Annotated in this window: 10 protein-coding genes and 2 tRNA genes; 6 read left to right on the top strand and 6 right to left on the bottom strand. The window is 36.0% G+C overall.

Annotated elements, in window-relative coordinates:
• The first annotated feature begins 20 nt into the window (after positions 1-20).
• The 5 genes from dinB to BST91_RS12285 all read left to right on the top strand — a co-directional run bounded on the left by dinB (position 21) and on the right by BST91_RS12285 (position 6,951).
• Complete coding sequence (gene dinB / locus BST91_RS12305) at positions 21-1,244, top strand: DNA polymerase IV (RefSeq protein WP_042276398.1); 1,224 nt, start codon at positions 21-23, stop codon at positions 1,242-1,244.
• Between the two features lie 44 nt (positions 1,245-1,288).
• Positions 1,289-4,360, top strand: coding sequence for a DNA polymerase III subunit alpha (locus BST91_RS12300; protein ID WP_085775553.1), 3,072 nt, complete (start codon positions 1,289-1,291; stop codon positions 4,358-4,360).
• A gap of 1 nt (position 4,361) precedes the next feature.
• Positions 4,362-5,624: a putative DNA modification/repair radical SAM protein gene (locus BST91_RS12295; protein ID WP_085775552.1), complete on the top strand. Its 1,263-nt coding sequence runs from the start codon at positions 4,362-4,364 to the stop codon at positions 5,622-5,624.
• Positions 5,621-6,412, top strand: coding sequence for a TIGR03915 family putative DNA repair protein (locus tag BST91_RS12290; RefSeq protein WP_085775551.1), 792 nt, complete (start codon positions 5,621-5,623; stop codon positions 6,410-6,412). The genes BST91_RS12295 and BST91_RS12290 overlap by 4 nt, the downstream gene beginning before the upstream one ends.
• A 125-nt stretch (positions 6,413-6,537) precedes the next feature.
• Positions 6,538-6,951 (top strand): hypothetical protein, encoded by a 414-nt coding sequence (locus tag BST91_RS12285; RefSeq protein ID WP_052510251.1) that lies wholly within the window; start codon positions 6,538-6,540, stop codon positions 6,949-6,951.
• Between the two features lie 117 nt (positions 6,952-7,068).
• Here BST91_RS12285 and BST91_RS12280 read toward each other — a convergent pair.
• The 6 genes from BST91_RS12280 to BST91_RS12255 all read right to left on the bottom strand — a co-directional run bounded on the left by BST91_RS12280 (position 7,069) and on the right by BST91_RS12255 (position 12,705).
• Positions 7,069-7,154, bottom strand: a tRNA-Leu gene (locus tag BST91_RS12280).
• A gap of 46 nt (positions 7,155-7,200) precedes the next feature.
• A tRNA-Gly gene (locus BST91_RS12275) sits at positions 7,201-7,272 on the bottom strand.
• 92 nt (positions 7,273-7,364) lie between these two features.
• The gene (mutS, locus tag BST91_RS12270) at positions 7,365-9,980 is read right to left on the bottom strand and encodes a DNA mismatch repair protein MutS (RefSeq protein ID WP_085775733.1); all 2,616 of its coding nucleotides are present in this window, start codon (positions 9,978-9,980) and stop codon (positions 7,365-7,367) included.
• Positions 9,981-10,156: 176 nt separating this feature from the next.
• Entirely contained in the window at positions 10,157-11,326 is a 1,170-nt protein-coding gene (locus tag BST91_RS12265) for a vWA domain-containing protein (RefSeq protein ID WP_085775550.1), read from the bottom strand.
• Positions 11,327-11,328: 2 nt separating this feature from the next.
• Positions 11,329-11,664: an FEKKY domain-containing protein gene (locus tag BST91_RS12260; RefSeq protein ID WP_085775549.1), complete on the bottom strand. Its 336-nt coding sequence runs from the start codon at positions 11,662-11,664 to the stop codon at positions 11,329-11,331.
• A 12-nt stretch (positions 11,665-11,676) separates the two neighbouring features.
• Positions 11,677-12,705 carry an SIMPL domain-containing protein gene (locus BST91_RS12255; protein ID WP_085775548.1) on the bottom strand — a complete coding sequence of 343 codons (1,029 nt, stop codon included), beginning with the start codon at positions 12,703-12,705 and terminating at the stop codon, positions 11,677-11,679.
• A gap of 195 nt (positions 12,706-12,900) precedes the next feature.
• Between BST91_RS12255 and BST91_RS12250 the strand changes: the two genes are divergently transcribed.
• A complete protein-coding gene (locus BST91_RS12250) occupies positions 12,901-15,126 on the top strand; it encodes a histidine kinase (protein ID WP_085775547.1) in 2,226 nt (741 codons plus the stop codon).
• The last annotated feature ends 5 nt before the right edge of the window (positions 15,127-15,131 follow it).

The raw sequence follows: 15,131 nt of genomic DNA, 5'->3' as shown, positions 1-15,131 counted from the left end.
ATTTTAAAGTAAAGACATAAATGTCAGTTCAAAAAAAACACATCATGCATTTAGATCTAGATACTTTTTACGTTTCTGTTGAACGCAAAATGGATTCTAGGTTAAAAACAAAACCTATACTAGTAGGTGGCACAAGTGATCGTGGTGTAGTAGCGGCATGCAGTTATGAAACTCGCGGTTATGGGGTACACAGTGGTATGTCCATGAAACTGGCCCGGCAACTGTGTCCAGAAGCTATCGTTATCAGGGGTAATGCTGGTGTGTATTCAAAGCATTCAGACGAAATAACCGAAATAATAAAAGAAGAGGTTCCTCTTTTTGAGAAATCTAGCATAGATGAATTTTATGCCGATTTAACAGGAATGGACAAATTCTACGGCTGTTACAAGTTTGCTACTGAGATGAGGCGTAGGATTATAAGAGAGACCGGATTACCTATTTCATTTGGTTTGTCCATCAATAAGGTTGTTTCTAAAGTAGCTACCGGCGAGGCAAAACCTAACAATCAACTTATGATTGATTATGGTTTAGAAAAACCTTTTCTAGCGCCATTGTCCATAAAAAAGATTCCTCAAGTCGGAGATAAAACATATCAAACCCTACGTAACCTAGGAATCAAAAAAATAAAAACCATACAAGAAATGCCTAGTGATGTTATGCAAAATGTATTAGGTAAAAATGGTTTACTCATATGGCGTAGAGCACATGGTATAGACAACACGCCTGTTATTGCATTTAACGAACGTAAGTCTATATCAACCGAGCGCACATTTGACAAAGACACGATAGACGTAAAACGATTACACAGCATACTTACCGCTATGACAGAAAACCTAGCTTTTCAATTAAGACGCGGTGAGAAATTAACCGCTTGTGTGAGTATTAAAATACGTTACTCTGATTTTAACACCTATAGTAAACAGGTCAAAATACCCTATTGCAGTGCAGATCATATTTTGATTCCCAAGGTGCTAGAATTATTTAAACAACTGTACAATCGTAGGTTAAGAGTGCGATTAATAGGTGTGAGATTTTCACACCTAGTCACTGGCAGCTATCAAATAAACCTATTTGATGATACAGAACAAGCACTCAATTTATACCACGCCCTAGACCACATAAGAGAAAAATATGGTGACCGCAAAGTAATACGCGCCTCTGGAATGGGTGCCAAAACTATAGGACGCATGATGAATCCATTCAATGGCTTACCACCCGTAGTACTAGCTCATCGCAAGCAATAAATAAGAAAAAACACAATCATATTAGAGATTAAGCTTCAGACAACATGTATTTAAACAATCACACCTATTACTCTTTAAGATACGGTACCTATGATGAGCAATCATTGATTGATTTAAGCTTACAATGTGGTGTAAAACATTTTGTGATTACTGATATCAACAACACTAGTGCTTGTCTAAATTTTGTAAGATTGTGCACCCTACAAAACCTAAAAAGTATTGTAGGAATCGATTTTCGCAATGACAATAAGCAATTGTATGTAGGTATAGCTCGTAATAATTTAGGATTTCAAGAACTCAACTCCTTTCTATCCGATCATTTACACAGTAAAAAAACTCTACCCGATAGAGCTCCTATATTTAAACACGCTTATGTAGTCTATCCTCTAGAACGAGTGATGGAAATGGGAATAGTACGCTTACGCGAAAGCGAAAAAATAGGAATCTCAACGTCATCGATACGCAAATTGATTTTTACCAAGTATGCGAGCTACAAGGACCACCTTGTTATTTTACAAACTACAAGTTTTAGAAACAAAAGGGATTATAACGCACACAGATTGCTACGTGCTATTGATCGTAATCTTTTATTAAGTCAATTACCCGAAGATCAACAAGGGCATCCTAACGATAAAATGATTCCCGTAGAAGAACTACAGGAGCATTTTAAATCATTTCCTGAGTTAATCGAGAATACAGAAAAGCTACTGCAACAATGCTCTATAGATTTTAATTTTGATAATGCCCAACTCAATGAAAATCAGCAAATTTTTACAGAAAATAAAGAAGATGATTTCAAGTTACTTAGTCAACTAGCACATGACGGGATTAACTTGCGATATCAGGACGTGGTTGACAAAACTGCTATTTACGAGCGCATTGAAAAAGAACTTACTACTGTAAAACGCAAAGGTTTTGTCGCTTACTTTTTGATTAACTGGGAAATTTGCCGGTATGCCCGTGAACGTAATTATTTCTATGTAGGTCGTGGTAGCGGCGCAAATAGTATACTAGCGTATTTATTACAAATAACAGAGGTTGACCCTATAGATCTAGACTTATACTTTGAAAGATTCATTAATGACTACCGGACCAGCCCACCAGATTTTGATCTAGATTTTTCATGGGACGACCGTGAAGATATTACACAGTTTATCTTTAAAAGATTCAAAAACACAGCCCTATTAGGAACCTACAACACTTTTCAATTTAGAGCCGTAATAAGAGAATTGGGTAAAGTATTTGGACTACCTAAAAGCGATATTGACAAACTTACCAGCGGGCAACTACCTGCTCATGAAATGGACGATATGCACCGACTGGTTTTTAAGTACGGTAACCTTATACAAGGCATGCCCAATTATATAAGTATTCATGCTGGTGGTATTTTAATTACACAAAAAAATATTCATTATTACAGCGCTACCGACTTACCTCCTAAAGGATTTGCTACTGTTCAATTTGACATGCACATTGCAGAGGATGCCGGAATTCACAAATTTGATATTCTGGCACAACGAGGTTTAGGAAAAATACGAGATACCGTGAGTATCGTTAAATATAACCAGCCAAATGCCAATATTAAGGACTTGAGAGCTTGCGTAAAAGAGTTTAAAGAGGATCCTGAGATTAATGCTATGATATCGCAAGCAAAGTGTATAGGCTGTTTTTATATTGAATCGCCAGCCATGCGCATGTTGTTGAGCAAATTGCGCACCCATGATTACTTAGGTTTAGTAGCAGCCAGTTCTGTGATAAGACCAGGAGTAGCGCAAAGCGGTATGATGAGAGAGTACATACTGCGTACTAGATATCCCGAGCGTCGCAAGCAAGCACACCCAATCATGTCTAGTATTATGCCAGACACGTATGGAATAATGGTGTATCAAGAAGACGTTATCAAGGTCGCTCATTATTATGCAAAATTAGATTTAGGTGCTGCAGATGTTTTACGTAGGGGAATGAGCGGTAAGTATAGATCTAGAGAGGAATTTAAAGCCGTAGAAAAACAATATTTTGACAATTGTAAAAAACATGGCCGTGACGATAAGCAAGCAAAAGAAATTTGGGAACAAATTAAAAGCTTTGCAGGATATGCCTTTGCCAAAGGACACTCGGCATCATATGCTGTTGAGAGTTATCAAAGCCTGTATTTAAAACGCTATTTCCCATTAGAGTACATGACAGCCACACTTAATAACGGCGGTGGCTTTTACAGACCAGAGTTATATGTTCATGAGGCTAAAATGTGTGGAGCAACCATAGAGGCACCTTGTATAAATAACAGTGATTTTCAGAATACTATAAAAGGAACAACCGTTTACCTAGCCTTAGGTTACTTAAAAGAACTAGAAAAACGTACTATACAGCGCCTTCTAGAGAATAGAAATTTTGATGGCCCTTTTAATTCATTTGACGATTTTATAAATAGAGTTCCTATAAGCGCAGACCAAGCGGCTATTCTAATAAGGATAAATGCTTTTAGATTTACGGGTTTAGACAGATGTATTTTACTGTGGCAGGCATACTTTAAACTCAACAAAAAAACCGCAGTTGATGTACAAAGTAAATTGTTTGCTCCACAAAATAAAAAGGTCAATTTACCGCAACTAAAAACTTCAAAACTAGAACATGCTTTTGAGCAAATGGAACTACTAGGTTTTCCGTTATGTTCCCATTTCGAACTTTTGGCTCAACAGCCCGACAACGATTTAACTCACAAAGATTTACCATCAAAAAAAGGTAAAACAATAACAATATACGGGTATGTAATCAACATTAAAACTACTCATACTTCAAATAGAAAACGTATGCAGTTTGGTACTTTTTTAGACCGTGATGGTGGTTTTTTTGATACCGTGATGTTTCCTCAAGTGGCTTCAAAATTACGCTTTCGCGGAAGCGGAATATATAAAGTCACCGGCAAGGTAGTAGAAGAATTTGACTTTTACTCTATTGAGGTCACACATATGGACAAAATGGATTATATCCAAGATCCTAGATACGCTGAAGACAACCCACAAACCATTCACAGGCTAGATAAACAAACCAGTTTGAGAGATCGCAGACTAGGTAATTCAACCGGAAAACGCAGTGATGAAGTAAACATGAATTAAAATGAATTACGAAAGAATCAAAGAAAAATTAGAAATCCTGGCTGATGCAGCAAAATACGATGTGAGTTGTAGTAGTAGCGGAAGTAAAAGGGCAAATAAAAATGGCGGATTGGGTAATTCTAACGGCACAGGGATTTGTCATAGCTATACGGAAGACGGTAGGTGTGTTTCATTGCTTAAAATATTGCTTACCAACCATTGCATATTTGATTGTGCCTACTGTGTTACTAGAAAATCTAATGATATAAAACGTGCTGCTTTTACAGTACAAGAAGTAGTAGATCTAACTATAAATTTCTATAGGCGTAATTATATAGAAGGGCTGTTTTTGAGTTCTGGAATATTTAAAAACCCTGATACCACTATGGAGAGGCTCATAAGAGTAGCCAAAAAACTGAGAGAAGAAGAGAATTTTAACGGTTACATACATTTAAAATCTATTCCAGGTGCTAGCGATGAGCTTATGAAAGAAGCTGGTCTATACGCTGATCGTTTATCAGTGAACATAGAGATTCCTACAAAAGAAGGTCTTAAACTATTAGCCCCAGACAAGGATCATAAAGATTTTATACAACCCATGAAGGCGGTTAAATCTAACATTGAGATATATCAATCGGAGAAAAGATTAATAAAAAACACACCTATATACGCTCCTGCTGGACAAAGCACACAAATGATTGTCGGAGCAACAGGCGAGTCAGACAAGGATATTATGTATAGTGCTCATTTTTTTTACGAGAAATTTAAAATGAAAAGAGTTTACTACTCTGGGTATATTCCCGTAGCAGATGATAAAAGACTGCCTTCGATAGGTACTGCAGTACCCGTAATACGGGAGAATAGACTTTATCAAACAGATTGGCTACTTAGGTTCTACGGTTTTAATATCAAAGAGTTGTTAAATGAAGATCAACCAAATTTAGATATGGATATTGATCCTAAATTAAGCTGGGCACTACGAAACTTACATTTGTTTCCTTTAGATATTAACAAATGTTCCAAGGAAATGCTATCGCGTATTCCCGGTGTCGGAATGAAATCGGTAAGAAAAATAATTAATGCACGTAGATATCGAAAGTTGAATTGGGAACATCTCAAAAAAATTGGAATCGCTTTAAACAGAAGTAGGTATTTTATTACATGTGATTCAACGTATTTTGAGAAAAAAGACCTTACTCCATTACAATTAAAAAATAAGATATTGCAAGAGAGTAGCATTAAATACTCAACCCATCTAAATAATCAGTTAACCTTGTTTTCATGATTTTAGTATATGATGATACTTTTGACGGTTTACTTTGTGCAATATTCGACAGCTATCTTTATAAGCTTGATTCGGTAGAAATTCGATCCGTCCGCGTCTATCAGCCTGAAATATTTAATGAAACCCAAGAAGTAATTACAGACGAGATAAAAGTAAAAAGACTTCAAAAAAAATTGTTGCAACTTTTTGGCATCTCTGGTTTAAACAAAATTTTTAAAGCTTTTCTTAGTGAGAGTCATAATGTAGAGAATTTACTCTTCTACATAATTAAAACAAGTATATCCAATAACAAATCTATTTTAAATGATGCTGCTAATGACATTGTTCTAAGCTTTGATAAACTTGTAAAAAAAGTTCATCGAGAAAAACATCGTATGGAAGCCTTTGTAAGATTTCATTTGATTGAAGGAGATATTTATTATGCTAACGTTGAGCCCGATTTTAATGTTCTTCCGCTAATTTCAAAACATTTTAAAACCAGGTACGCGGATCAAAAATGGATTATTTATGATCTAAAGAGATCTTATGGCATATTCTATGACCTAAAAACAGTTAAGGAAATAACAATTGATCTGACCACTCAAAATAAAAAAGGAATTTATAACACTATTCAGACTGGACTAGGAGATAAAAATTTACTCACCACTAAACAACTTAAAGAAAATAATTACACGAATCTTTGGAATCAATATTTTAAGAGTACCAACATAGAATCTAGAAAAAATTTAAAACTTCATATACAGCACGTTCCAAAAAGGTACTGGAAATACTTGAGTGAAAAAGTATAACTTTCCCCTGTTTTTAATCGATAAAAGGCGTAAATCATGGAACAATTTTGATTTTATAACAAATCTTACTGTAGTTTTCTTAAAAAACATACATTTGTTAAATCAATTATCAAAATAAACAAAAAATGAAAAAATTATTAATGGGTGCTGCTGCACTAGCAATGATCTTTGCAGTAAGCTGTAAAGAAGTTAAAGAAGGAATGGAGGATGCGAAAGATGGTGTTGAAAATGCTACTGAAAGCGCAAAAGAAGGACTAGAAGAGGCTGGTGAAGGATTAGAAAATGCTGCTGATAAGGCAATGGAAACTGCTGATGAAGCAATGGAAGACGCTAAGGATGGATTAAATGAGGCTGGAGAGGCGATGGATAATGCAGCAGAAAACCTTGAAGGCGCTGCTAAAGAAGGAGTTCAAAAAGCAAAAGAAGGTATTAAAGATGCTGGAGAGGCTCTAGAGCAGGCAGGTGATGATATGAAAAAAGCCGCAGGAGATGCTAAAGAAGGAATGAAAGATGCTGCCAAAAAAGTTACTGGTAAGTAAATTCTCAAACTTTAATTCATAAAAAAATCCGCTGGAGTTCCAGCGGATTTTTTTATTGAAAACATTTTCATTTTAATATAATAAAAAAGCTCCTGAAATTACAGGAGCTTTTATAAGTACTGAAGACGGGACTTGAACCCGTACGGGCATTACTGCCCATTGGATTTTAAGTCCAACGTGTCTACCAATTCCACCACTTCAGCATGGAAGTGCCCGCGGCACTGTTTAATTCGTATTAATCGAACTTAGAGCGAAAGACGGGATTTGAACCCGCGACCCTCACCTTGGCAAGGTGATGCTCTACCCCTGAGCTACTTTCGCAATTCATTTTGTTGATGAACAATCGACTTTTTCAAATCGGATTGCAAATTTAACAACTTTAATCACAAGTCAAAGAAAAAAATGAAAAATTATTAATCTACTTTGTTTTTACCAATCAACATCCTCTTTATTTCATTAAGTTTCATCAAAGCTTCTACTGGGGTAAGTGTATCTATATCAACCTGTAATATTTCATTTTTAATATTCTCTAACAACGGATCGTCTAGTTGAAAAAAACTTAGTTGCATTTCCTCATCCTGTAAAGCACTTAGTGCATTTTGATCATCTTGCTGCTTGTGAGAGTGCTCTAACGTCTTTAGAATTTTATTTGCTTTAAGAATAACTTGTTGTGGCATTCCTGCCATCTTTGCTACATGAATTCCAAAACTATGGTGACTACCACCTGGAACCAGTTTACGCATAAAAAGAACTTTATCAGTAAGTTCTTTTACCTCAACATTATAATTTTTGATACGTTCAAATTTGTCCGTCATCTCATTAAGCTCATGGTAGTGAGTTGCAAATAAGGTTTTAGGTTTAAAAGGATGCTCGTGCAAATATTCAGTTATAGCCCAAGCAATAGAAATACCATCATACGTACTAGTCCCACGACCTATTTCATCTAAAAGCACCAAACTATTTTCAGAGATGTTATTAAGAATACTAGCGCTCTCATTCATTTCTGTCATAAATGTTGACTCTCCTTGAGAAATATTATCACTAGCGCCCACACGGGTGAATATTTTATCTACAATTCCCATTTGAACATTCTCCGCAGGAACAAAGCTTCCTATTTGGGCTAATAACACTATAAGTGCAGTTTGCCTAAGAATAGCAGATTTACCACTCATATTGGGTCCAGTAATCATAATTATTTGCTGGGATTCCCTATCCAACCTAACATCGTTAGGAATATAAGGAGTATCTGCTGGTAGCATTTTTTCAATTACCGGATGACGACCACTTTTTATTTCCAAAACGTCTTCCTCCAGTAATTCTGGTCTAACATAATTGGAAATCATGGCATGATCTGCAAATGAGATTAAGCAATCTATCTTTCCTAATAACTGTGCGTTTAGTTGAATTGCTTTAATAAAAGGCATTATTTCTCTTACCACCTCTTCATACAATTCTTGTTGTAAAACATTAATGCGCTCTTCTGCACCTAAAATTTTACTTTCATACTCTTTTAATTCATCAGTAATATAACGCTCTGCATTTACTAGGGTTTGCTTTCTAATCCAGGTATCTGGAACCTTATCCTTATGAGCATTTCTTACCTCAATATAGTATCCAAATACGTTATTACTGCTTATTTTTAGACTTGAAATACCGGTTTCTTGAGAACACCTTTCTAGCATTTTATCAAGATATTCCTTACCAGAAGTTGCTAATTCCCTTATCTCATCTAATCCCTTATGATATCCATATGCAATTGTGGTCCCTTTTAAAATATTTACAGGAGCTTCTTCATGTATAGCACTTTTTATGGTGTCTATCAAATGCAAACATGGATTTAATTGTTCGCCGATTATATTAAGTGCTTTGTTTCCTGCCGTTTGAGCAAGCTCTTTAATAGGCGCTACCGCCTCCAGACTATTTTTGAGCTGAACAACCTCTCGTGGACAAATTTTGCCTGTAGCGACTTTAGACACTAATCGCTCTAAATCACTCATTTGTTTAAGAAGATCCTTAACGCTCTCACGCTGTTCTATTTGTTTTGTAAAAAACTCTACCACATCGTGTCTACGTTTGATCTCCTGAATACTTTTTAGAGGAAAAGCCATCCATCTTTTCAACATCCTACCACCCATTGCGGTAGTGGTTTTATCAATCACATCAATTAGTGTGACAGCACCTGAACTAAGCGCTTGATAAAGCTCCAGGTTACGCACAGTAAACCTATCCATCCATACGTAGTTATCATCCTCAATACGGGAAATGCTAGCTATATGGTCTATTTTGTTGTGTTGAGTTTCGGCAAGGTAATGTAGAATCGCTCCAGACGAAATAAGCGCAGTTTCTAGGTTTTCTACACCAAATCCTTTTAAAGAATTTACCTTAAAGTGGTTTAAAAGTGATTCCCGTGAATAATCTATTTGAAAAACCCAGTCTTCAAGATGGAAAAAAGGCAAGTCATAAGGAAACTGTTGTGCAAGCTCTTTCTTCAAGCTACGTGGCACCAGCAGTTCACTAGGATTGAAGTTCTGTAATAATTTATCAACTTCCTCTTTATTACCTTGAGACACTAAAAATTCACCAGTACTAATGTCTAGAAAAGCAACACCGTAAATGTTTTTTGAAAAGGTAATTGCTGCTAAAAAGTTATTCGATTTTGAAGACAGCACTTCATCGTTAAGCGCTACTCCAGGTGTAATTAATTCCGTTACTCCACGCTTAACAATACCTTTTACTGATTTTGGGTCCTCTAATTGATCACAAATTGCAACACGCTCACCTGCCCTTACTAACTTGGGCAAGTAGGTGTTTAAAGAATGGTGTGGAAACCCTGCAAGTTCAGTCTTTTCACCACCATTGTTTCTATTAGTAAGTACTATATTTAATATGCGCGCTGCTCTCACAGCGTCCTCACCAAAGGTTTCATAAAAATCTCCTACCCTAAACAACAGTAAAGCATCTGGATACTTACTTTTTATCCTGTTGTATTGTTGCATTAATGGGGTAACCTTTTTTGCTTTTGAAGCCAAACCTTTTTTATTTCTGATGAAAATCAAAGGTACAATTACGTGTCGTGATGCGCTATTCAACGCAGGTTCTTTTTTCCACATTTTGTAAAAAGCAAAACGTGCTGTTTTCTACTTCAATTAAATACAGTAGAAAGCTACAAACAGCACGTTTCTATTAAAACTCAAAATTCAACCCTTTATTTCCACGTGTAGCTCTTTTTTTCTGCTTGCTTTTGGATCGCCTTAAAAATGGCTGTTTCTAGGCCATTACCTTCTGCCATGTTTTGCTCACTTATGTATTTTTCGCGTTTTATGTTTAACCCAGCTATTTGATTTTGTAGTCGCTTTCTAGTTTTTAATTCCGCTTTCGCGAAAGCGGCCACCTCATCCACACTTTTATTCTTAAGTGAATCTGGTAAAGTAGATTTGTTTTCTTTTATAATCTTTTTCAAAAGCTTGTCATCACCTGCATTATCGACAAGATCCCAGCTCGCATTTTGGTAATTCGAAGACGATTTTGCCACCGATCTTTTTACCTGAACCTCTTCAGACACAACCATTGCCTCAACATCCATCTCAATTTGCAATTTTTGTTTTTGATTACCATAATCACCATAAGCGATATAGGTAGAGTTGAGTTGATTATTAAGTTCTAAAATTTTATCATCATAAGGTGTCGCGACATACACCGTTCTTTTATTAGCATCAATATTGGTGTACTCTCCATTACCTAGTGAAGCACCTTCTTTCCACTTGAGGTTTATACCCGTTTGATATTCACCACAAAAAATGGTGTTTACTGTTATATCTTTTTTTTGCGCATCAATGATACTCTCCTTAAACGAAATTGTTCCCTGTGTAAAACCTTCGTTTCCTGCGATAAAAATCATTTTAAGATCCTGTTTTCCATCACGCCATTCCAGTTTCTTTATAGAGTTGTCAATTACTGCTCCACAATACTCGTCACCTCCATTAGTGCGCAAGGCAAATAACTCTTTACTTAACATATCTAGATCTGTAGAAAAAGGTAGCACCTGTCTGATGTAATCGTCTTTTTCAGAAAGACCAGAATTCCCGTACTCATATAATGCAATCTCTAATCCTGCCTGTTGATCGTTACAATGAGCCGAAGTCATTTTATTGACCACATCCCACAGCTGAGATTTTGCCTGATTAATAAGTCCATCCATACTATTACTCGTATCTAATAATAAAGCGATTTGAATGGTTGCTTTTTTGGACCTATCAACCGATTGATCAATAGGTGCTTGTTGATTAATCGAAAGTCGCACCTCGGTTTCATTTTTCTCGGCGTTGCATGCTATACTTATTAAAGCTAGTCCTAGCATCAATATTTTCTTTTTCATAGTTATTTATTTTTATTTTTTAAGACCAGTCCATAGGGATGATATTTAATCTCCTCGCGCCATACGGTGCCATACTTTTGATCCAAATAGGCAGCTATTGCGCAATTGTTTTTAGTAGCTTTTACTGACGATAGTGGATCAATAACACATCCCATTGATATAGAGCCAACTCCATATTTATCTTGGAATTCCTTGACATCGTCTCTAGAAGGTGGCGCCAAACCGTAAACAATGAACTGTTTAGGTAAGCTATCATTTACCACAATCGCCTCTTGCTCCTGTGCATGACTTAAAACAGTTGCTAGTAGGAATAGCATAATACACACATGCTTTTTCATCTTTCTATATTTTTAAGAATCTGGCATTTGTTTAATGTGAACTGGTCCATCTGGCGAGATCACATATACTTTAGGTTTAGGTGGTGCAGGTGCAGGTGGCGCCGGTTTAGGCTCCTTAGGTTTTTCTGGTTTCGGTTGATATCGTAAGCTCAAATCCATGCCCAGTTGTATAACAGGTTTTGATATACCTGCATTAACCACAACATCATATCCATCGTAAGAGATTGGATCGTAGTAATAGGAAGTCGGTTTTTTTACTCTGGTTACTTTCTTTTTTTGAGCAGCTTCTACACTTACATTTTCGGCTGCTTGATAACTGCGGTAATAATCCTTAGGCACGTGATAGTACTTTTTATCGGCCATGAAAACATCGTAGGTACTCATATCAAAACCTAATGCTTCATAATAATTCTTTTTTGCACTAACTTCTTCTAACAGCTTTTCTTGCAGTTTTTTATAGATCTCGTCTAGGTTATTCACATAGTAATCTACCTTGACTAGGTTATAAACCTCATTATTTGCACATGCAGTGAGAATTTTTTGAAAGTCATCGTCGTTTTTGTAACTAATCAATAGATTTTGTTGCAGCTCAAATCCTACAGGAACCTCGGTGTAAGTCTTGGAAAATAATTTTTTAGTAACCTCTATCTCATACTGCGGTACAAACGAGATCATATCCATAGAAAACTGTCCTGTGAATCCATCTTGTTTAAGAGCAGCTTTTATAGCATCTACTTTTTGATTCATTAAATCTGTTGCTTCTTGAGCACTGGCACCTACTTGATTGATATTGAAAACTGCGGTATAATCTGTAGCCTCAATATTGTATAAGGATTTTAAATTTAAGGTAAGTACATTACTAGGTTGCAAGGGTTGAGAATGGTGGCGTTTTTGTTGATTGATATACCCGTTACCCATGGAAGTTGCAATATTTGCACGTGAGATATCCATTTGAACCGCTTGATTATTAAAATTTCCTAGGTGTTGGGCTGGCATAGCGCTGCATACAGCTAGAAAACAGATACATAGAATAGTTTTCATGTCAATTATTTTTATCAAATGTACCGGCTTGAACTACGTGTATCACAGTTATAATGAGTGAACGATAGGTTTGAATGAGTGAAGTATTGTAGGTGTTGAGTACGCTTTCGCGAAAGCATAATAAAAACACTTAAATCGGCCCATTCTAGGAACTTGACGAGTAACTATCAAATTAATAATGACTAGTTTTACCACATGATGAAAAAGATTCTTGTCATAATAATGTTACTTATAAGCTGCACGTCCCTAAATGCGCAGTCCAAGTTTTCTAAAACCAAAACAGAGCAGACAAGCCTATCCATTTCGGGTAGAGTACTCACGGAAGATGGAAAACCTATTGTAGGAGTCAATATTGAAGGTCCAAATGGCAGGTATGCCAGTACTGATAGTCGCGGGAATTTTCAAATTCCTGCCAATTATGGAGATAGATTAGTTATACGAGGTATTGATTTTGAAACTGTTTATCATACTGTATATAGCAACGACGATCTAGAGATTAGGGTAACTGATGAGGATGATTCCTTAAATGATCTTACTTACTCACAAGCCATAGATAGTGCCCAAGTATATTTTAATAAGGATCCAAAAAAAACGGCAGATTTCCTAATCGCCGCCTTATCAAACAATCCAAAATCATTATCAAAACAACAACAGGCCGCAGCCTATGAAAAATTAGGTGACTTATACTTTAATAATAAACAATATGATCTTGCAATTGACAATTTTAAAGCGTCTATAAACTTTATTGCAAATAAAAGTGTCTCCCTAAAAAGAGCCTCAGCTTTAAGAGAAAACGGTAATTATCAAGAATCCATAAAGGCTTTTATTGAACTAGGCCCTTTTAAAAACAAGGATGATGAAATCAAGCGTTTAAAAGGTCTAGCAGATGCTTATGCTGCAACTAACGATCAACAACAAGCCATTGCTGTGTATCAAAAGGCATTACTACTTTCTGAAGAAGTAGGTAACTTAAATGAGGTAACTTCCCTAAACACTAAAATAGGAAACAATCTTGATCGCGCTGGACAAACTGAAAAAGCTGAAGGATATTTTAACAAAGCCATTTCAAACTCTACCATTGAAGGTCGTTCAAATACCATAGTAACCCAATCTCAAACTGCCGATTTTTATAATGCTAATCAGCAATATGACAAAGAAATTGCCTTGCGTAAAAAAAACATACAGCTGTTTGAAGAAGAAGCCAAAGAAAAGGACTCGATAACACCTGATCGTGAGACTTTTTCAGATCCTAGCATTTTGTCAAATAAAACAGCTGTTATTACTCCTGAGGCACCAAAGCTTACTCTTCAAAAAGAGCAACTTAAAATTGCTACCGCTCTTAAAGAGCAAAACAAAATTGATGATGCTATTGATTACTATTTAAAAAGTCTGAATGAAGCCGAAAAAAACGAGGATCTAGATGTATTAAAAGATGCATCTAAGGAGCTTTCAAAATTATATCGAATTAAAGGAAACTCTAGCAAGGCGTTAACCTACAGTGAAAAGTACATTGAAGCCGTCGACCAATTGTACCTTGAGAAAGAAAATCAATTAGAAGAAGCTACTCGTAATGCCAAAGAATTAGTCGCAAAACAAACACGTATTCTCACTCTAGAAAAAGACCGTAAACTGACTGACAATAAACTAGCCCTAGCAAGTGCAGAACAGGCATTGTCTATTGAAGCAAATCGCAGACAGCGCTGGATTATCTACTCACTAGGTACCGCTGTAATCCTGCTTCTTACGTTAGCTTATTTCATGTACCGTAACAATAAACAGCAAAAAATCAATAATCATTTACTAGCGCTTAAATCCCTGCGCAGTCAAATGAATCCTCATTTCATTTTCAACGCGCTTAATTCAGTCAATAATTTTATCGCTACTAATGATGAACGTAAAGCCAATAAATATCTAGCAGATTTTTCCAAACTAATGCGTAGCGTGCTAGAAAACAGTGAATTAGACTTTATTCCTGCTAGTAAGGAAATTGAGTTACTCAATCTTTACCTACATCTAGAACATGAGAGATTCAAGGATAAATTTGAATTTGAACTAAATGTAGATCCATCTATAAAGGAGTCTAATATTCCTGTTCCACCTATGCTACTGCAACCAATAATTGAAAACGCTGTATGGCATGGTCTACGATACAAAAAGGAAAAGGGCCTTCTTAAAGTAAGTTTTGAACCGCACAATCAATCTGGGATTAAAGTAGTAATACAGGATAATGGGATAGGTAGAGAAAAATCCAAAGAGCTTAAAACGAAACATCAAAAGAAAAGAGATTCAAAAGGTCTAGGCAATATTAAAAATCGTATCGACTTACTTAATGAACTTCATAATAAAAACATCACTCTTACTGTAGAAGATGCTAATCTTAAGCCCGATATAGGGACAACAGTGATTGTTATAATAAACTAATCTAT

It is taken from the genome of Nonlabens tegetincola (assembly GCF_002117085.1).
In the GTDB taxonomy this organism is placed as follows: Bacteria; Bacteroidota; Bacteroidia; order Flavobacteriales; family Flavobacteriaceae; genus Nonlabens; species Nonlabens tegetincola.
This window is presented reverse-complemented; position numbering and strand designations above follow the sequence as displayed.